We start from the raw sequence: 21,398 nt of genomic DNA, 5'->3' as shown, positions 1-21,398 counted from the left end.
GAACTTTAGAGTGGGTTCAGCCTCCTACTTATAAAAGTGGCGATTTAATCAGGTGGAGTAGAGTCTCTACCTGATTCCCCGATCCAATACGAGGAAGTGTATTTTGAGCGGAAATGACTCTCAGCCAAAATCCGGACAATCTGTTTGACCGCTAAGGGGGTTGGGAGTGCCGTAAGGTTTTGGCGGAGCGATCTGAAAAAGTGCATAGAGAGCAGAATATACGACGGCCAAAAAGTTTTTGATATAAATTCTGAGTTTTAGGTGTTTTATAATCTGGATTTTTTGGAAATAAATAAAAATAATACAAAGGGAGTGTTCATGATGATCTGGGAGTAAGTAGATTTAACATCAATTGTACAGGCAACTAAGAATAGTCTTTTTTCCACAAAATGAATCACTCTCCCTACATCTGTAGATAGAGGGGTGAAGATGATGAAGTTAAAAATTGGAAAACTATCAATTTGGTTAATATGCTTTGCATTTGCGGTTCTATTCGCCTATAGTGTAAATCAGTATGGATTTGCACTTTCAATTGTGAATGGTACGTCAATGCAACCTACTCTACATGACGGTGACCGTTTATTGATCAACCGCTTCAAATTTTTACTAGATACACCTCAGGTAGGAGATGTGGTTACTTTTAAAGATCCGTCTACTGAAGGAAGATATTTAGTTAAAAGAGTGGTAGGTTTGGCAGGAGATATCATTGAAATAGAGAATGGTACTCTATATCGGAATGGAGAAAAGATAGCTGAGCAGTATATTGACACTCCGATTGAAGATGGAAACTATGGGCCCAAGACAGTAGAGTTTGGTACGATTTTTGTGATGGGGGATAATCGGGAACGCTATGCCAGTAGAGACAGTCGCTACGATAGTGTGGGTTTAATTCCCTATCAACTACTGGATGGTAAAGTCGAGATGATTTTATGGAGACCATCACTTTCAGCATCATTGTGAAAGAAACAATTTAAAATAGCATTAAAAGTCAAAAAGTGTTCACAAAAAAGAAATTGCTTTAATGCTGAAATGTCGCATAATAGGTAAAGTAATTGATCCTTCTCACAGCATTAATTCCGCAAAGTACAATCTATTTTGTCCGGTATTAGTACATAGAGAAGTAACTGGACAGACATTCAACATATAAGCAATGTAATTTAATGGGGGTAATTTGGAATGGATTTGTTAACAAAAACACGTAGAATATCGAAGATTCTTCAAAAAAATGTAGGACATCATTTAGTCGATTTTGATGAAGTTGCTGAAGCGTTATGTGATATTATTGGCGCAAATATTTATGTGGTTGGACCAGAAGGTAAATTCTTAGGAATGGCAATCAACCATGAGTTTGAAAACGAAAGAATGCAACAATATTTAAAAACACGTCAATTTCCAACGGAGTACGCACATTTGTTAATGGAAGTGACAAAAACAATGCCCAATGTTGGTGTGGATAGCCCGTATACTGCATATCCAACTGAAATGGCTGAAATGTTTAAGGATGGCATTACGACATTAGTTCCTATCATTGGTGGCGGTGACCATTTAGGTACATTGGTTCTTTCTCGATTGAATGGTGAGTTTGAAGAAGGAGACCTCGTACTTGCAGAATATGGAGCGACAGTAGTAGGCATGGAGATTTTACGTGAACGTGCAGGGCTTGTTGAAGAAGAGGCACGTAGTCGCGCAGTTGTACAACTTGCGATTAACTCACTTTCCTTTAGTGAGTTGGAAGCTGCAGAGCACATCTTTGGTGAATTGGATGGCTTAGAGGGATTACTTGTTGCGAGTAAAATTGCTGATCGTGTTGGAATCACACGTTCTGTCATTGTAAACGCACTTCGTAAATTAGAAAGTGCTGGTGTAGTGGAATCACGTTCACTTGGTATGAAAGGAACGTACATTAAAATTTTGAATCCGAAACTTTTACCAGCATTGGAGAAAGCACGTCACTAAAATCAATATAGAAAACCGTGAAGCCTTTGGGCGCACGGTTTTTTTGTCTTTATCTTTTGAAATGAGTAAAGACCCCCACTTCAATCAGGTGGAGTCGAGTCTCGACCTGATTTCCCGATGTTTCGGCTTTGACTGAAACGAGTTCACTGAGGAAGTATAAAACAATTGATGTGAAATCCATTTCATGAACTGTCTTTTACTTACAATCTGTTATAATAAATTAGGCAATAGACTATGGATGAAAATATAGTATGTCTTTAACTTAAAGTAGGAGTCTTTAATCGCTTTTATTATAGAAATCGCTTAGCCATTAGAATGGGAGATGTAAGGATGAAAAGTATGGGTCGATATATGCAGTTTGTTAAGCCGTACTGGAAAGAAATCTCCCTTGCAATGACTGTGGGGATTCTTAAATTTGGCATACCGCTATTACTCCCACTTTTGCTTAAATACGTAGTTGATGATTTATTACTGACGAGCATGCCAGCTCAAGAAAAGATTGATCGCCTAATCTGGATTGTAATCATTGTCTTTGTCATCTTTACGGTTATAAGAGCACCGGTGGAGTATTATCGCCAATACTTTGCGCAGTGGGCAGCTAGTAAGGTTTTATTTGATCTTCGAAACAAATTGTATCAGCATATACAATTACTTTCTTTAAAATATTACCACAACCAAAAAGTAGGACAAATTATTTCCCGCGTGATTCATGATGTAGAACAAACAAAAGAATTTGTGGTAACTGGACTCATGAATATCTGGTTAGATTTAGCCACACTCTCTATTGCCATATGTTTTATGCTATGGTTAGATCCATGGATGACGATGATCTCACTCGCTATTTTTCCTTTATACGGTGTTTCAGTAAAGTATTTCTTTCAGAACCTTAAACGTTTTACAAAAGAGCGCTCACAAGCTTTAGCAGAACTACAGGGGTATTTACACGAGCGTATTCAAGGAATAGCGGTAATTCGCTCCTTTCATCTCGAAAAAGTAGAACAAGAGCGGTTCGAGCGCAAGAATATGAACTTATTAACGAAGGCCATGACCCATAGTAAATGGATTGCGAAAACGTTTGCGACGATCAATACCTTAACGGATCTTGCTCCGATCATTGTGATTGCCTTTTCCGCATATCAAGTGATTCAAGGAAATCTTACAATTGGAGGAATGACGGCATTTTATGGGTATATGGGACTCATTTATAGCCCGATTCGTCGTTTAGTTAATTCCTCTACAACGTTAACGCAAGCTCAAGCATCAATTGAAAGGGTGTATGAATTTTTAGATGAACCATACGATATTGTAGATGAGCCTAATGCCAAACCAATCTCGCGCGTAAGCGGATCTATTACCTTCAATCATGTTGACTTTAGTTATGGTTCATCAGATCAAAAAGCGTTAAAAGATATATGTATCAAGATTGAAGCAGGTCAAACAGTTGCTTTTGTAGGAGCAAGTGGAGGGGGTAAGTCTTCGCTTATTTCATTGATACCACGTTTTTATGATCCAGATGAGGGACAAATACGCATTGATAATATAGATATTCGAGATATCGAGCTTGAAAGCTTACGTGAGAATATCGGCATCGTGATGCAAGATAACTTCCTATTTAGTGGGAGTGTGTTCGATAATATTCGTATAGGTAAACCTACCGCGTCCCTAGAAGAAGTAATGGTTGCTAGTCAACAGGCTAATGCACATGACTTTATTATGGGCTTATCTGACGGTTATGATACAGAGATTGGAGAAAGAGGGGTGAAGCTATCCGGTGGACAGAAGCAACGCATTGCCATCGCTCGCGTGTTTTTAAAAAATCCTCCTATATTAATTTTAGATGAGGCTACGTCTGCACTTGATTTAAACTCTGAGCACTTGATTCAATCATCGCTCGAAAAGATAGAAGAAAATCGCACCACTTTAATTGTTGCACATCGTTTGTCCACGATTACGCATGCGGATCATATTTTTGTTTTAGATGAAGGACAAATCATAGAGCACGGTACACACGAACAATTATTGCAAGAAGGCGGAAAATATAGCAGGCTATATCAAGTGCAACATCTTGCAAAAGAGAGACAAGGAAGTTGAGTGTGGTTCAGTGGGAAACTGGAGGAGAAGATATGAATAAAGCATTCGAGCTTAATTATGAGTGGGATATTGTAGCGATCCGTAGTGAAGCAAGAGAGTTAGCTAAAGAAATCGGATTTGATGAAATCGATCAGGCTAAAATCGTACAATCGATTTCTGAACTGGCTCGAAATGTGATTCAACATGCAGAAATAGGGCGGATTGAAATTGAAAAGATCGATCTTGAACAAAAGCTGGGTATACGTATCCGGGTGAGTGATAGAGGGCCAGGTATTGATAACTTTGAGGAAATGATGCGTGAACAGACTAACGGGATAGGTGAAACAAGTGGCTTACATCATGTGAAGCTTTTGATGGACGATATTGTGTTAGTGCCCATTGTAGAGGGATCTTGTGTGGAAGTAATCAAGTGGCTAAGAAACGGGTAGAGAGTGGCCCTCAGTACTCATGAAATGTTCACAACTTCGGTGCCAGTTTGAAGAACGCATCCATTAGACTAAAAAAGAAGAGAATGTGATATCTAGAATTGAAAGAGGGACATAATATAGTCGATAGGTTTTAGCTATATTATGAACCTTATTTGGATGCTCTTGCATCATAACCCCTCTTCCACTAAAATGGGATTGTTATATCACATGATCCTCTTTGCAAGGGAATGCTAGGAATGATGGAATGGAGAGAAAGGAGGTCATTCTAATGGAACGATCTTTCTCCCAGCAAACTTCTGCAGATCGGGTGCTTACCACTACAAAAGCGACATGGCGAGACTATATTGAGATTACCAAGCCAGGAATTAATAAAAGCAATTTATTTGCAGCGTTTACCGGCTATTGGTTAGCAACCGGGTTCACAGAGCTCGATTTTCTCAATTTGCTAATGATGCTTTTGGGATCCGCTTTAGTCATTGCAGGTGGTTGTACACTAAATAACTATATCGACCGAGATATTGATCCTAAAATGGAACGTACGCACGAACGAGCAATCGTACAAGGAAGGATCAAACCAAACGTAGCACTCTGGTATGGTATTATTCTCACAATACTTGGTGTGCTCACTTTATCCGCTATTAACTTATTGACAGCGGTGCTGGGTATGTTCGGATTTGTTGTTTATGTGTTTATATATACGATCTGGTTGAAAAGAACGAGTACGCATAACACACTTATTGGCAGTTTTTCAGGCGCAGTGCCGCCATTAATTGGATGGGCAGCTGCAACTGGAGAATTAAGTTTATCTGCTTGGGCGTTATTCTTGATTTTGTTTTTGTGGCAACCTCCTCATTTCTTTGCGATTGCAATGAGGAAAGTTGATGACTACCGAGCGGCAGGCATACCGATGTTACCAGTCGTTAAAGGTTTTCATGTTACCAAAGTACAAACTTTGATCTACACGATCTTGCTTGTGCCTTCATCATTTATTTTGTATGTCGATGGTGCATCGAGTTGGTTTTATCTTGTGATCGCGGCAATACTTGGTCTAATATATATAGTACTTGCGATTAAAGGTTTTTTCGCCAAAGATGAAGCAAAATGGGTGAACCAGATGTTTTTTTACTCATTAATCTATTTAACCGTCATTTTGTTGGCTGTCATTGTGGATAAAACCATTGTTGATCTACTAAATATCTATTAAATATTGTTACAGTGCTTGTAAAAGCTTTAGTATAGATTTTCACTCGTGCACTGTGAGATGATGAAATCCAGTATAAATATGGATAGACTTAAAAGGAAAGTGAGGTTGGTTCGTAGTGAAACGACGGAATATATGGCGGGGACTATTTGTCTTCGCGCTATTTGCGCTAGTTTTGACAGGTTGCTCTGGTCACGAAAGTCTAAATGTACTTGATCCTTCAGGATCTGCTGGAGAAAAGCAACTAGATCTTATCAAGTTAAGCTTCTTAATTATGTTAGGCGTTTTTGCAGTCGTAATTACGATATATATTTATGTCTTAATCCGCTTTAGAAAGCGGAAAGGTGTAGATGTAATGCCAAAACAAACTCATGGAAACACTAAGCTTGAGATTATCTGGACTGTTATCCCGATTATATTATTAGGAATTTTAGCAGTTCCCACAGTTACAACTACCTTTGATCTAACTAAAATTGCTCAGGACGAAGAAGTAGTCAATGTAAAAGTAACTGGCTACCAATATTGGTGGGAGTTTGAATATCCTGAGTTAGGGATTAAAACTGCTCAAGAACTTCATATTCCAGTTGGTAAAAAGATTAATTTTGAAATCCATGGTAAAGACGTATTACACTCTTTCTGGATTCCAGCATTGGGCGGTAAAGTAGACGTTATCCCTGGACGTGTAACAAACGTGATATTAGATGCTAACAAGCCAGGAGATTACCAAGGGAAATGTGCTGAATTATGCGGTGCAGGTCATGCTTTAATGGACTTCAAAGTAAAAGCGCATTCAGCAGAAGATTTTGATAAGTGGGTAACTCAAATGCAAGCCCCACCAGCTGAACTTACAACTGATTCTGAAAAACGTGGGGAAGAAGTATTTCAGCAAAACTGTCTGGGATGTCATGCTGGTATTAACCAAAGTGTACCAGGACCAGATTTAAGTAAATTTGGTACGCGTGATACCATCGCGGGTATGTTAAAAAACAACCCAGAAAACCTAAAAAAATGGCTACATGATCCACAAGCCATTAAAGCAGGCGCGAATATGCCTAAGATTGATTATCTAGAAGAAAAAGATTTAGATGCATTAGTTGATTATCTAGAAAGTCGTAAATAGCAATTGAAGATAAAAAGGGGGGATTAAATTGGGTACACTTACAATAATGGTTGTTGTAGCTTTATTTTTAGCAGCGATTGTGCTAGGGGGCTATAACAAAAACTTCCTTGAACGTGTGAAAGGTAGCACCGTTTGGGATTGGATGACAACGGTCGACCACAAAAAGATCGGTATTATGTATTTTATGTCTGGTATTGTGTTCTTTCTAATTGGAGGACTTGAAGCAATATTGATCCGTCTACAGCTGATGGTGCCAGCAAATGATCTTTTTGTCGGTGATATCTATAATCAGATTTTAACGATGCACGGAACGACAATGATTTTCTTAGCTGCGATGCCACTCTTATTTGGCTTAATGAACGTTATTGTACCCTTACAAATTGGAGCGCGTGACGTAGCCTTTCCATTTTTGAACTCGCTCGGATTTTGGTTCTTTACAGCTGGGGGAATTATTTTAAACCTTAGTTGGTTTTTCGGAGGAGCACCTGATGCAGGTTGGACTTCCTATGTATCGCTCGCTTTAAACGAGTACAGTCCAGGGCCTGGTGTGGATTACTACGTACTCGGGTTGCAAATTTCAGGGATTGGTTCTTTAATTAGTGGGATTAACTTCTTGGCGACGATTATTAATATGCGTACACCAGGAATGACGCTTTTACGTATGCCACTATTCACATGGACAACTTTTGTAGCGTCAGCATTACTGTTGTTCGCAATGCCAGCACTTACTGTTGGTCTACTATTACTCATGTTTGACCGCTTATTTGGTGCTAATTTCTTTGATTACACGATGGGCGGAAGCTCGGTACTATGGGAGCATTTATTCTGGATCTTCGGACATCCTGAAGTATATATTGTTATTTTGCCGGCGTTTGGTATTTTGTCTGAGATTATTTCAACATTTTCCAAAAAGCGTCTGTTTGGTTACACCTCAATGGTATTTGCAACCGTGCTAATCGGATTCTTAGGATTTATGGTATGGGTTCACCATATGTTTACAGTGGGACTTGGACCGGTTTCTAATTCGATCTTCGCGGTCGCTACGATGGCGATTGGTGTACCAACTGGTATTAAAGTCTTTAACTGGCTATTCACCATGTGGGGTGGAGAGATTCGATTTACGACTGCGATGTTATGGGCAGTTGGGTTTATTCCAACATTCGTAGTGGGTGGTATGACTGGCGTTATGCTCGCAGTTCCACCAGCTGACTTTCAATACCATGATAGCTATTTCGTAGTTGCTCACTTCCATTATGTTTTAGTGGGTGGTACTGTATTTGGCATCTTTGCGGCTGCGTTTTATTGGTGGCCTAAAATGTTTGGAAAAATGTTACATGAAGGGCTTGGGAAATTCCAATTCTGGACCTTCTTTATTGGATTCCATCTAACTTTCTTTCCGCAACATTTCCTTGGTTTGTTTGGAATGCCGCGCCGTGTTTTCACATACCAAGCGAATGTCGGACTCGAATCCATTAACATGTTAAGTACAATTGGTGTAATTGGTATGACACTGGGGACACTTGCTTTTGGTATTAATATCTATCGTTCTCTATTCATAGATAAAACAAAAGCACCTGCAGACCCATGGAATGGACGTACATTGGAATGGGCGATTTCTTCACCACCGCCAGAGTATAACTTTGCTCAATTACCATTAGTACGCGGTTATGATGCACTTTGGGTAGAGAAAGAAGCAGGTAAAAAAGAGTTGACACCAGCAGAACCACTCGGTTCGATTCATATGCCATCTTCTTCTTATTTACCGCTTGTCATGGCAATAGGTGTCTTTATATCGGGGATGGGCTTCATTGCCAGAGGTGATTACTCCATGGGAATCTTCGGACTCATCATCTTGGGTATCGCGATGTTTATGCGTTCCTTTGAAGTAGATCATGGCTATCACATCGAACCTGAAGAGATTGAAAAGGACAAGGGGGTTGACGCATAATGGCTAGTGATGCACACACAAATACAAATCATGCGTCAAACCATCTCGAAACAGCTACTCTAGAGGGGAAAAACAAAGTACTTGGTTTTTGGCTGTTTTTGGCAGCTGAAGTTGTATTGTTCGCTTGTTTGTTTGGAACGTATTTGGCACTTAAAAGCCAAACAATGAGTGGACCGACAAGTATGGAATTATTTGACTTAAACCTAGTTATTGTTGCTACTGCCCTTCTTTTAACCAGTAGCTTGACGAGTGTGTTTGCGATGTCAGCAATGAACCAACGCAAGTTAAAATTAATGCAATTTTGGCTTGGCGTTACGGTTTTCCTTGGTTTAGCATTCTTGATCTTGGAAATATATGAGTTCGTACATTATATACACTTAGGGCATACTTTTATGAGTAGTGCCTTTGGCTCAGCATTCTATGCATTGGTTGGAACACACGGTGCGCACGTAACCTTTGGAATCATCTGGATTAGTTCGCTTATGATTCAAGCGCAAAAACGCGGCATTAATACGGATACAGCTCCGAAACTTTTTGTTTCAAGCTTGTACTGGCACTTTATCGATGTCGTTTGGGTATTTATCTTTTCACTTGTGTACCTATTGGGAAAGGTGGGTTAAAGAATGACAGAAGAACAACAAAACTCATCCCCGCAACAAGAAGAATCGCATAAACCAGATAGTACAATGAAGCATATTGTTTCATTTGCAGCGATGATCGTCCTTACGGTTGCAGCCTTTTATATTGTAATGGAGGATGTTGTAGAGCCGAATATGATCTTACCTCTACTTCTCTTCTTTGCTTCAATTCAAGTTGTGCTGCAACTCTTTACCTTTATGCATTTGAATCAAAAAGGAACAGCCTACTACACCATCTTTATCTTTACCGGTGTGATTATTGCGGTGGTATCCGCAGTAGGTATTATCTTGATGTAACCTAAATATAAAAAAATCCTTCTGCTGAGGCAGGAGGATTTTTTTTGTGTATTTAAAGCACCAATGTTAGTCCTAAATGATGCTCGATATCTTGATAAATTCTTGATAAGTTTTTGAAACGATACCAAAATGGTTGAACTAAAATGTGTTTATCAAAATAGGAATGAAGGAGCGTTATGCATGATAGAAGCAGATGGAGTATGGAAAGTGTTTGGTAGTGGAGAAAGCAAAGTTGAAGCTCTGAGAGGCATTCATTTAAACATAGAATCTGGTGAGATGCTTGCAATTATGGGCCCATCGGGGTGTGGGAAAACAAGCTTACTTAACTGTCTATCTGGTCTAGATTCAGTATCAAGTGGCGTGGTCAAAGTGGATGGAATCACATTAAGTGATTTGAATGAGGTAGATCGAGATCAGCTACGTTCTAACAAAATGGGCTTTGTTTTTCAATCGTATAATTTGTTATCTGTTTTAACAGCACAAGAAAATGTAGAATTACCATTGCTGATACAGGGGATTAAGAGAAAGGAAGCAAAAGAGAAAGCAAGCGAAATATTAAAGCGTGTGGGTTTGTATAAACGAAAAAACCATTTACCGACTCAGCTATCTGGAGGGCAAGCACAACGTGTGGCATTAGCACGTGCACTGATTACCCAACCTTCCGTTATATGGGCTGATGAACCAACAGGTGCTTTAGATCGTAGTACCAGTAATATGATTATGGATTTATTCTTGCAGATGAATCGAACCGAGAGAACCAGCATGGTGATTGTAACACATGATCCCCAAATTGCAAGACAATGTGATCGTGTTTTATATATGGATAGCGGTCTAATTGTAGATGAGCAGTATGGGAGGGAAGACTGATGATATGGATTACTTCAGTGCTGTGCGGAATTATCTTACCCCTGCTTCTGTTTGGGATGTATCGTTTAAAAAGAAATCCACATCTACTGCAAATTTCATATCGCAGAATTAAGAAGGATTGGATTACCAGTATTTTAACGGTTATCGGGAGTATGATTGGTACGGCACTAATTACAGCTGCCTTGTTGCTATACACTTCTGTCGAGGGTAGTATCGAAGCATTTATGAATAAGCACTTTGGTCCAATTACGGTTGACATTGTCGCCAGTGAACAAAATAAACTAAATCCCCCTTATTTTACAGAAAAAGATATTAGTAAAATAAAACAAGATGCACATCAAGCAGGTTATGAGTCTGTACTCCCTATTTTATCCACTTATGCGAACTTGTACACAATAGATAAAAAAGGAGAAGTGGAGAGTGTCGTTCCCCAAGCACATATTATCTCATTTGATATCAACGAAGCGAAATCATTTCAAAAGGGAGAACTTGAGCATCTTCCTAATGAGCTACAATCTGATGAAGTAATTATTTCAGATACGATTGCCAAAAGACTCCATATCGGAAAATCAGATTGGATTCAGGTGAAGTTTAAGCTAGATAAAGAGAAAACACTGAAAGTGGTTGCAGTTACCGCTGAACAAGGCTTAACCGGGTATCGTGGCGTAGATCGTGGGACAGAAACAATGGTTGTGTCAAATCAAACAGCTCGTGAACTTACGGGTATTTCAACTGGCTTTTCTAATATTTTACTTGCTAGCTCTTTTCCCCAGTTACAAACGATGGAGAATTGGACACCCGAATTTATTCGTTATAAAACCTTGCAAGAAATTAATGTCACATTAAAGTTTATTCCTTTATTTTATATGGTGAGTTTGATTGCGATTTTACTCGGTATCATCCTAATTTTATGTATATTTAAATTGATTGCTGATGATCGGAAGAAAGAGCTTGGATTGATGCGAGCTATGGGTATGAAACGAAATGAGATCGCGCTAATGCTACGCTTGGAAGGGATGATATACGGACTTATTTCCTCCTTATTGGGTGGGGTGATGGGATTTATCATTGCCATAATTACAGTTCGTAATCTACAATATATTTTACAATCATTTTTACAATATGAGAGTCAAATCGATCTTTATTTTACTTTTCAATTTACACCAGAAGCGCTAATCTTAGGAATAGTAATTGGGTTTGTATTTATCCATACGTGTATGTGGTGGATTTCTAGAAAAGTGGTACAGAAGTCAATTATTGAGTTGCTAGCTGATTTGCCTGTTTACATTTCTAAAAATCACACAAGGGGATCTAATCATAGCAAAGCCGGATGGACTATTTTTACATTAGGATCATGGATTATCCTTTATATCATCATGCTACATCCCCGTTACCAAGCATGGTTACGAACTATGGAAGACCTGGGTGGATATGTAGATGTCGTCCTCTTTTTTACTATGGTTCTGTTATTAGCTGTTGGTGTAACTAAAGGTTATCCACTACTTTTAAATGGGATTCAGAGATTATTTTCATTTCTCCCTAAGGTTTTCGCTACCTTCAAAATTTCATTTGCCCACGCCATACAAAATAAAAGACGTACACAACTTATGATCCTTCTATTTTCAATGATAATGCTGAGCACCTCATTTGCAAGTGTGATCCATAGCTCCATTTCACCTCTATTTAAGCAAATCTATGATAGCAGAGAGGCAGTAGGTGGGTTTGATCTAACAGCTCAAACCAAGGGATTACTAACGGATTCTGAACAAAAATCATTGATGACAAAGCATCAGCAAGTTGAAGCATCAGCTACCGTATGGCAATTATTTGATTCTTCATTTGGCGTGATAAATGGAATTGATAACGAATTTGTAGCGGTTGCCGACTTAAATGTGATTAAGAAAGATTCACATTTTAAAACGAATCGTGACATGTGGTTAGCCACTATCCGTAACCCACGATTAATTGTAGTGGAACGTCGGTTTGCTGTTCTTCAGCTCGGAAAAGCAGATATAGCGATTGGGGATACGCTTCAGCTTCCTACAGGCGAAAAGAAAACGGTGGTAGGGGTTGTAGCAGCAGAAAATGAGTCGTATGGATATACAATGGTTAACGATGGCGTATGGGTTAGTAAAAAAGCTTTTAAAAATTGGAATCATAAAGAAAATCGTGCATTAGAGACCGCAATCCTCATTCGTGGAAAGCAGGAAAATGAAGTGGCACAACTAGCTAGCAAAATTGAGAAAGCTTTTATACCGGAAGGAATATATCCTGTACATAATCCCAAAGTCCAACTGGCCAAAGGAGAATATTTATATCAAGTAACACTTCAGTTGCTAGAGATATTTAGTAAGCTTGCTACTGGCATCGGAGCTGTTGGTTTGATGGTCATCTTATATCGAATTGTACATGAGCGTAGACAGCAACTCGGCATGTTACGCGCTATGGGGATGGCACCTCAATGGTTGTGCACAGGTATTGTAATAGAAGGCACCGTTATAGCTACGATTGGAATAAGTATGGGGGTCATAATGGGGAGTGGATTGGCTGTTATGCTAATGAACATGCTCATGGATCGTGCGGTAGAAGTGCAGTGGCCACTTTTAAATCTCTTTATGTTATGGAGTGGAGCAGTATTATTTACTATGCTATGTACTTTTTGGCCTGCTTATCAGGCGAGTCGTTATGCTCCCAGTGAAGCTACTCGCTATATCCGATAGTATACAAATCAGGAGGCTATATGAAATTCAAAATCTTAATTGTGGATGATGAAGTGAAAATACTTCAAACTGTAGCAGAATATCTCATACTAGAAGCGTTTGATGTTGTAACGGAGAGTAGCAGTTTAAATGCCATCAGACGGATACGGATGGAGGAAAAGTATGATCTTATTCTACTCGATTGGATGATGCCTGACAAAAATGGGTTAGAGGTGTGTAAAGAAATACGGAAATACTCGGATATCCCGATTATCTTTTTGACTGCTAAGAGTGATGAATACGATTTACTTTTAGGTCTGGAGTTGGGTGCAGATGATTATATTAAAAAGCCCTTCTCAATGAGGGAGTTGGTAACACGCATACGTGTTATCTTACGCAGAGTGAAGTCTGGTTTATTAAAGAAACCAGAGAACACAAGCTTGCGTTATGGAAAGTTAGAGTTAGATAAGGTAAAGTGTAAAGTTTTTCTTTCAGATGAAGAAATCATCTGTACCACAACTGAATTAAAGCTACTTGAAACATTGATGATGACACCAGAACGCGTCTTTACAAGGGCTCAACTGCTTGAAGCGAGCTTCGGTGACGCATATGCTGGATATGAAAGAACGATTGATACCCATATTCATAACCTACGCAAAAAGATAAAGCAAGTAGATACGCAATTTGAAGGGATTGAAACTGTATTTGGACTAGGTTATCGCATGGGGGGTTCTGATGCAATATGATACTTTGAGATATGGATTGCTCCTCATTGGTGCGATGTTTTTATCGTTCGTGATAGCTGAGTTAAGGCACCTACTGGGAATAGCAACATATGTGATATGGGGCTGGTCGATGCTCATCTTTATTCTTGTTTTATTTCGTTGGGAAAGTAAGCGTAAGCAGGCATGTTATGAACTACAAGAAAAAGTACGTGAGGTAGTAGATCGGCCTCAGTTGCAGTCTAAAAGCATACTGAAGCATTCACACTACAGTGCCATTTTACAAGATGTAAACCGCTTAGCTAGACGAGTTACGCAAGAGGAAACGACAAAAAATCAAATGATTGCAGCTACTGCTCATGAATTAAGAACTCCACTCACCATTTTGCGAACCAATTTAGAGTCGTATCTATTAAAACAGCAAGTAGTTGACCCCCAGTTCTATGGTTTAATCGATGAAACGATTCGCATATCTAGACTGGTTGAAGATTTACAAAGCTTAAGTCTGGCTGAATCAAGGAAACTTTTGTTGCAGAAAGAATGGATCTCGCTTGAGAAATGGATGGCAGAAATGACCGATTTATTGGCACCTATTATGATGGAAAAAGAAGTGACATTTCATCAATCAATCTCCGTTTCCTCCGAAGTTTACTGGGACTCCAGTCGAATGAAACAGTCCTTTCTCAACCTCTTAGGAAATGCGGTTCAATATACACCACGAACAGGAATCATCCGTTTAGAGATACAAGAGAAAAATGGGAATTTGATATGTAACATCTTTAATTCAGGGCACGGCATACCAACTGAAAAACTTCCCTATGTATTTCATCATTTTTATCGTGGAAATAATGATCGTAACCACTTCACAGGTGGCACAGGTCTAGGTTTAGCGATTGCCAAAGAGTTCGTTGAGATTCATGAAGGAGCAATTTCAGTAAAGAGTGAAGTGGGGAAAGGAACTACGTTCTCTCTGTCTGTACCCATTTTCCCACTTCATGACTAAAGGAGATCAGTCAAAAAGAAACTGCCTTTTTAGGAAAAGGGATGATCTTACCAGATGCTGCTAGGGTATCCCGTTTTATTTTGAGACAAGCGATTAAAAAGGGAGTAGGCTCTTCAAAATGCGGGTAGTGAGCTGATTTATCGAACCAAATGATTTCCTTATGCGGCGTTTCTAGTACTTCTACATAATCCTCTTGCATTTCGTAAGAGGATACAAAATCGTAGCGACCGATACAAAAATAAGTTGGGATCGTTAAATGTGTGATTCTCTCGTATAAATTAAAGTCTATCAATTCAGGAAGCAACTGTTTGAATGCATGTAATCTACCTTTTTCATATTTTCTCCAGTCACGGAAGCGATACTCGGTTGATTTTTTCCCTTTTGCTAAAAAATCAGCTTTTGAGCCTTCTTTTGTGACTGCACCAAATTTTGATAACCACTTTAACAGGGTGAAATATTTTTTGTGATCTGCATAAGGTGGCGCTCCGATTTTATGAAGCTGGTTGAGTGCGCGATGGTGATTAATCAAATCAGCATGTAGGAGTGCCAAATGATAAGCGGTAATATCACTTTGATTGATATCAACCAATTGCCCCACTCCGATGTATGCGTAAATATCTTCAGGTATAAGTTTGGCCGTTAAAATGCCAATCATACTACCAAATCCATGACCTGCGATAAAGAGTTTTTGCTTAGAAAATCGCTCTAACAAATAAGCAATCAGCTCAATGGTGTCATTGATCAGTTGTGTCATCGTAAGAGGATTTTTATGATCAGGGTGTGTATACGACAAGCCAGCACCTCGTTGATCCCAATTGACGACAATAAAGTGTTTTTCCAGTTCAGATTGATAGTGTCTGGCGTAACCGATTTGGGCTTCACCTGGCCCACCATGCAGGAATAATAAAATAGGTGAGTCTACATCAGTGCCTCGTATCAGGATGGATTGTTCTAAACCTCCTAAGCATACCTGTTCGATACAAGCAATACTGCTATTAAGCGGCTTTCCATGATATTGAGGAGTTCTGTTTGTAAACATAGATTGTCCCTACCTTTTTGTTCTGACAGTTTTCCTTGAGGTGAATATAATTCGCTAAAGGTTGGATTATTCCTTTTTTTAAGTAACAAAATGTCGTGATCGGTCATTGCTGACGGTCTAATCCATTTCACTGTAGGATCTTATGAATCATATCACTAAGCTTTATGTTATCAATTCGTACAGCCTGCCAAGTAGAGAAAAAGTTTGTGGAGTTAACTGATACGTCTAACATAGATCAAAAATTGTTATAGGCATGTATGGTGAAAATTGATGCAAACTATAAAATTGAAAATGGAAAATTTCATATAGAAGAAGGAGACCTACGCGATCTTACTTCATTCTGTTCTTGAATTAATTAGACAGTAGGTGATGTAACTATGAAAAATAAATTTGTTATTGGGACTGTAAGCACCATTATGGCATTAGTCCTGATATTTGCTTTTTACAAAATGTGGGGAAGTGACTATACACTTATTGTACCAACTGAAACGTTAAATGAAGAGAGAAGAGCGGAGTATATTAAAACATTTGCAGAAAAAGACATTGATCATAAGATTGATGAACAAGGGAATACTCATGTTAAGAGAGAAGATCGATGGAAGTATGTTATTTGTTGTGAGTAGTGTGTGTATATAAGAAAAAGCCCTAGATATGCTTTCTCTAGGACTTTTTCTTGATGGCTTACTCAGTAGATACGGCAGGATCAGCTTGCTGTTTGTTTGGAATCACCTGAATAAAGTGTTGGTCTAAGTTAGCGAGTAAGTTAGTGATGTGTTCTGCTGTATCGTACTGCTTGGCTTCTCGTAATTCATTAAGGTAGTGAGTGAGTAGCTCCTGTAAGTCGTCAATTCCCTTTTCATTAAGGGGCTCGATGGATACCTTAGCCGCTTTGGCGATACGACGCATAATAGCCACTTCATCCAATCCTAATTCGGGTTGGAGACGGAGATAGACCACGCCACCAGTCATACCGGAGCATATCCATGGCCCTGGGTCTCCCAGCACAACGGCTCGCCCATCCGTCATATACTCAAATGCAAAACCTTTGATATTTGCTCGATTGGCAATAAAACCAAGTTCATCTTTCACAGGTGCAGTAAGTTCACCACCGATGATGATATCAGCCCCTGAGAGACGAATTCCTGCCCGCGAGTCAGCATCTCCTTGAGCGATGAACAGTCCTTTTTGTGCCCCGTAACAAAATCCTTTACCCACTGAACCATTAATCAACACATTATGTTGGTTGGGTGACTTTAGAATGGCTACTTTTCCTCCAAATGCCGTTTTTCCAACCCCATCTTGTGCACCACCATGAACAGTAGCTTGCATACCCTCAGCGTGATATGCAGCAAATCCATTTCCAGGGATGGAGCCTTCACCAAAAGTAAAGGTGCTTTCAGGCAGTGTATGATAGCTACCATCTAAACGGTTACGAACACGAGCTCCCGATATATTGGATAAAAGAACACGACTTGTACTATCCACTTGGGTAAACGTATCCACAGTACGCTCTGTGAACGTATAATGTTGATCTTCAGACAAGCTTTTGATCCTACCTGCAATCAGTACTTCTTCTCTACTTTCAAGTTGTTTAGCGGGCGGTGTAACTTGCAATAAATCAGAGAGATCAAGTGCTTCAAGTGCGCGTGTTTGGACGAGCAAATCAGAGCGGCCCACTAGATCTTGGGTACGCTTCTCACCTAACTGAGCGGTTATTTCTCGTATTTGCTGACCAAATGTAGAGAATAGGTGCATCAGATTTTCGATCGCGATGTCCAGTTGACGAGGCACAAAGCGGCGTAACCCATGCTCCTCGGCTTCCTCTACGGTTTCGATCTGCGTAGCGATTCCAACGTGACAAGTATCCAGATGACAGCCTTTACAGGTCGTACATCCGATGGCTAGCATCGCAAGGGTTCCAAAACCAATCCTATTGGCGCCGAGTAACATTAATTTAACTGCATCTAAGGCACTTTTGACACCACCATCAGCCCAAATCTCTACGTGATCACGTAAACCTACCTCAAGTAGCGCATTATGTGCCGCTTTCACGCCAATTTCAGCCGGTAGGCCAACGTGCTGGAGGGCATGGATACGAGCAGCTCCTGTTCCACCATCGAACCCACTTAATGTAATGATATCAGCTCCAGCTTTAGCGATTCCAACTGCGATTGTACCAATGTTAGGAACGATCGGAACTTTGACGATCACCTGGGCTTGTTTATTGGCTGTTTTGAGCTCCGTAATGATCTGAGCTAAATCCTCAATAGAATAGATATCATGGTTATTGGAAGGCGAAATCAAATCGCTGCCTGGCGTCGCATTTCGAGCTTCTGCTACCTTAGGAGAAACTTTTTTACCCGGTAGATGGCCACCTTCACCTGGTTTAGCCCCTTGTCCAATTTTGATTTCTAGGATGTTGGCCGAGTTGGCAAGCTCAACATTTACACCGAAACGGCCTGAGGCAATTTGATGACCACGTGTATTTGGATATTTACCTAGCATATCCTTGATTTCGCCACCTTCACCATTCAGGCTTACCATGTTGAGGCGATTGGCTGCTTCCGCATACGCTCGAAAGGCAATTTCATTTTGAGAACCGAAGGACATAGAGCTAATGGCTAGTGGTAGATCATGTTTTCCGATGGAAAGATCCACTTGATTGGCGTCGATGTGAGAATCTAAATCTATTTTTAAATCCGTTACGTGACGAAGACTAAGTGGATTTTCGGTTTCCAGTGTTTCTAATTTGTTTGCAAACTCTTCATAGGTAATATCATTGGCAGCTAACTGGCCAATAGATTTCCACACACGCGGCCATAGATGGAAAAGTCGTGCAGCTTTTGCTTTACCATCATTAAAATCAAGGTAACGTTCTTCTGCACTCTGCTCCATTTTTTTCCAGGATAAACCAGCAGTGGAGCTACCGCCATAATTGACAATTTGCAAAATCTCTGCTATTTCTGGATGGAGTCCAATGGATGAAAACAGTCTTGCATAACCACGTAGTTCATGGATACCAATGGTAGAAATAATTTTTTCAAGCCCTTTATTGATAGCTGTAAAAAGATGGGTGGCCTCAGCATTTTCTTTCTCGTGTAAGGTGGCAAACATGAGATAAGGTGAAACGGCATCAGCACCGAGCCCAATCGCTGTTGCAAGATCATGAAGGCTACGCATAGCGGCAGAACGCACGATAATACTTGCCTTCCTTCTCAGATTTTGACCTTCACTAGGATGGGAGGCTAGTTTTAGTGCTTGATCCACTTTGGAGATGGCGATATGTGGATCTAAAAACATCTGATCATGGGTATGACAATCTTGATCATCCAGAATCAGGATGGTTTTTCCTGCCTGAACCGCTTCAATTGCCTCATTTGCTAATTGATGAAGCCGATCAGGGATGGATGTACCACGTTTATAAGATAGTGAAAAATGATGTACACGATTTGCATCAGTTGAAAAATAATGAAGCACTTCTTCATAAGCATACGTTTTGTGTTGCTCACTTACGCGCTGGCCACACTTACCTTCCACCAATATTGGGGATGGCAAATCGAGGGGAAGCGATTCTTGTTGTGCTGAACCGAGACGGGGGCGCTCTCCCAGTAGGATACGTGTTGAGAAGTGTTCCATTTCCCGTTCGCGGTCAATTGCTGGATTGGTTACTACAGCAACACTTTCTTTTATATAATCAGGAATGTTTTGCCTCATTTTAGCTAGTGCCGCTAAAGGCGCGTCATGCCCTAGTGAACGAATGGGATCAACTCCGATATCGCCCATCTGCTCGACCATCTGAATTTGTTCCCGCTCCCAGCCAAAGGCAGCATAAGCTTGAGCTGAGGCTGTATTGTCCTTTAGTTGTAAAGCTTGTTTGGGCTTAGGTAGCGGGTTCACCTGACCATACGGTGTAAAATCACATCGCTTTGAGGTGCGTTCTAAAACAACTTGTTGCAATTCATGATGTGCATATACTTTAGCTTGAGGTAGAAGTTGTACTCCGATTGTTTCACCTGGTGCGAGGGGCTTCGGTTCGCCTATCATCTGTGAAACGGGCACAATCCCTTGTTCAGATGAGAAGGAATAGGAACGTACTGTTTCAACTAACCAGAGAGGTCGAAGGCCTAAGGCATCTACGCTAAAAGCACACTCATTTCCATAGCGGGAGATGATTCCTGCTGGTCCTTGTGAAAACGGTCCCCATGTTTGTCTATAGTAGGTGTATAGCTGTCTGATCTGCTCAGGTAGTTGATGTAATTCATGAATGATCGGTGGGAAAACGATCTCGATTGCTTCAAACAAGCTATAGTCATAGCGATGAATCAGGGTTTCTACGACTCGATTTAGATCTTGAGAATCGCTACTCTCTTCCTCGAGGGGAGCACCAATCATCTGTGCTTCGTCGCGTAGTTTACGAGCTGTATTAATTTCACCATTATGTCCTAAGATCGAAAATGGCTGAACACGAAAGAAATTAGATAACGTATTGGTCGAGTAGCGATTATGTCCGATTGTCGCTAACGATTTAAATTGATCGTCATTTAAGTCATTAAAGTATTTGGGGATTAAACTTGCCGCCCCCATCAACTTATAGACGACAGAATGGTTACTAAAAGAAGCGAGTTGAACAGGGAATTGTGTTTCTAATTGTACAACCTGCTCAAACATTTGCTTAGAGATGTCTTGTTCTGACTGTGATCGTACAGCAATCTGCCAGAAATGTGGTTCATCAGCCTGGGCATTTGGACCTAAGACAGAATGGTTGACTTGGTCAAGTTCTTCATGCAAGAACTCAAACTGATTTTGAGATAAATGTTTAATAATTTGCTCTCTGATGTATAGTGCCTCTTCAGATTTTGGTAAAAAAATATGCGCGACGGCAAATCGTGGATCATGTACGATGTCAGCTAGACCTTTATCAGCTAATTTATCGGCCCATAAAGCACGTGGGATATCGGTTAGTATGCCACAGCCGTCCCCTTCACCTTGTATAAAACCAGAACGATGTTCGGTTTTAATCAAGGCGTCTATTGTATCCAACATATTGGCGCGTGTAGGTATTCCATTTTTTTCAATGGTTGCGACAATTCCGCAACTATCGTGTTCTTCAGAGGTTAAATGCTTAAAAGAACCCAGATTGTTTAGGCTTTTCTTCGTTTTGGTCATCGTTGACCGTCACCTCCATCAAAATATACAATCATAGTAGATAATTTACAGAATTACGAGAAATGAGTAATTTATTAGAGAAGGAAGACCCGTACACGGTCTCTACATTAACCCAAGGATATCATTATTTTACATGATAAACAAGTTTTACAGCCATTTTTATTCATCGAAGTCAGTGATTATACAATCAATTGTGGCGAAAATTTGAATGATAAAAGTGGAG

At 40.0% G+C, this 21,398-nt stretch carries 16 protein-coding genes; 14 read left to right on the top strand and 2 right to left on the bottom strand.

What is annotated here, in order from left to right; genetic code table 11:
• Positions 1-432 precede the first annotated feature (432 nt).
• From lepB to IC619_RS14100, 13 genes are all read left to right on the top strand, one after another.
• Complete coding sequence (gene lepB / locus IC619_RS14160) at positions 433-960, top strand: signal peptidase I (protein WP_191140792.1); 528 nt, start codon at positions 433-435, stop codon at positions 958-960.
• 216 nt (positions 961-1,176) lie between these two features.
• Positions 1,177-1,956, top strand: coding sequence for a GTP-sensing pleiotropic transcriptional regulator CodY (gene codY, locus IC619_RS14155; RefSeq protein WP_191140791.1), 780 nt, complete (start codon positions 1,177-1,179; stop codon positions 1,954-1,956).
• A 330-nt stretch (positions 1,957-2,286) separates the two neighbouring features.
• A complete protein-coding gene (locus IC619_RS14150; protein ID WP_430624115.1) occupies positions 2,287-4,047 on the top strand; it encodes an ABC transporter ATP-binding protein in 1,761 nt (586 codons plus the stop codon).
• A 32-nt stretch (positions 4,048-4,079) separates the two neighbouring features.
• Positions 4,080-4,475 carry an ATP-binding protein gene (locus IC619_RS14145; protein ID WP_191140789.1) on the top strand — a complete coding sequence of 132 codons (396 nt, stop codon included), beginning with the start codon at positions 4,080-4,082 and terminating at the stop codon, positions 4,473-4,475.
• Positions 4,476-4,743: 268 nt separating this feature from the next.
• Positions 4,744-5,679, top strand: coding sequence for a heme o synthase (cyoE, locus tag IC619_RS14140; protein ID WP_191140788.1), 936 nt, complete (start codon positions 4,744-4,746; stop codon positions 5,677-5,679).
• A 115-nt stretch (positions 5,680-5,794) separates the two neighbouring features.
• Positions 5,795-6,796 (top strand): cytochrome c oxidase subunit II, encoded by a 1,002-nt coding sequence (coxB, locus tag IC619_RS14135; protein ID WP_191140787.1) that lies wholly within the window; start codon positions 5,795-5,797, stop codon positions 6,794-6,796.
• 142 nt (positions 6,797-6,938) lie between these two features.
• Positions 6,939-8,744 carry a cytochrome c oxidase subunit I gene (gene ctaD / locus IC619_RS14130; protein ID WP_224749767.1) on the top strand — a complete coding sequence of 602 codons (1,806 nt, stop codon included), beginning with the start codon at positions 6,939-6,941 and terminating at the stop codon, positions 8,742-8,744.
• Positions 8,744-9,364, top strand: a complete 621-nt coding sequence (locus IC619_RS14125) for a cytochrome (ubi)quinol oxidase subunit III (protein ID WP_191140786.1) — start codon at positions 8,744-8,746, stop codon at positions 9,362-9,364. The genes ctaD and IC619_RS14125 overlap by 1 nt, the downstream gene beginning before the upstream one ends.
• Positions 9,365-9,367: 3 nt before the next feature.
• The gene (locus tag IC619_RS14120) at positions 9,368-9,679 is read left to right on the top strand and encodes a cytochrome C oxidase subunit IV family protein (protein ID WP_191140785.1); all 312 of its coding nucleotides are present in this window, start codon (positions 9,368-9,370) and stop codon (positions 9,677-9,679) included.
• Positions 9,680-9,859: 180 nt separating this feature from the next.
• Complete coding sequence (locus IC619_RS14115; protein ID WP_191140784.1) at positions 9,860-10,546, top strand: ABC transporter ATP-binding protein; 687 nt, start codon at positions 9,860-9,862, stop codon at positions 10,544-10,546.
• Positions 10,546-13,266, top strand: coding sequence for an ABC transporter permease (locus IC619_RS14110; protein WP_191140783.1), 2,721 nt, complete (start codon positions 10,546-10,548; stop codon positions 13,264-13,266). The genes IC619_RS14115 and IC619_RS14110 overlap by 1 nt, the downstream gene beginning before the upstream one ends.
• A gap of 20 nt (positions 13,267-13,286) precedes the next feature.
• Positions 13,287-13,991 (top strand): response regulator transcription factor, encoded by a 705-nt coding sequence (locus tag IC619_RS14105; protein WP_191140782.1) that lies wholly within the window; start codon positions 13,287-13,289, stop codon positions 13,989-13,991.
• Positions 13,981-14,970 (top strand): sensor histidine kinase, encoded by a 990-nt coding sequence (locus IC619_RS14100; RefSeq protein ID WP_191140781.1) that lies wholly within the window; start codon positions 13,981-13,983, stop codon positions 14,968-14,970. Before IC619_RS14105 ends, IC619_RS14100 begins: the two co-directional genes overlap by 11 nt.
• A 10-nt stretch (positions 14,971-14,980) precedes the next feature.
• Here the strand turns inward: IC619_RS14100 and IC619_RS14095 are convergent, their stop codons facing one another.
• Positions 14,981-16,009, bottom strand: a complete 1,029-nt coding sequence (locus IC619_RS14095) for an alpha/beta fold hydrolase (RefSeq protein WP_191140780.1) — start codon at positions 16,007-16,009, stop codon at positions 14,981-14,983.
• 377 nt (positions 16,010-16,386) lie between these two features.
• Between IC619_RS14095 and IC619_RS14090 the strand changes: the two genes are divergently transcribed.
• Complete coding sequence (locus IC619_RS14090; protein WP_191140779.1) at positions 16,387-16,632, top strand: hypothetical protein; 246 nt, start codon at positions 16,387-16,389, stop codon at positions 16,630-16,632.
• A 58-nt stretch (positions 16,633-16,690) separates the two neighbouring features.
• Here the strand turns inward: IC619_RS14090 and IC619_RS14085 are convergent, their stop codons facing one another.
• Complete coding sequence (locus tag IC619_RS14085; RefSeq protein WP_191140778.1) at positions 16,691-21,175, bottom strand: glutamate synthase-related protein; 4,485 nt, start codon at positions 21,173-21,175, stop codon at positions 16,691-16,693.
• Positions 21,176-21,398: the final 223 nt, after the last annotated feature.

Origin of the sequence: Polycladospora coralii, assembly GCF_014773435.2 — a bacterium.
GTDB lineage: Bacteria > Bacillota > Bacilli > Thermoactinomycetales > Thermoactinomycetaceae > Polycladospora > Polycladospora coralii.
This window is presented reverse-complemented; position numbering and strand designations above follow the sequence as displayed.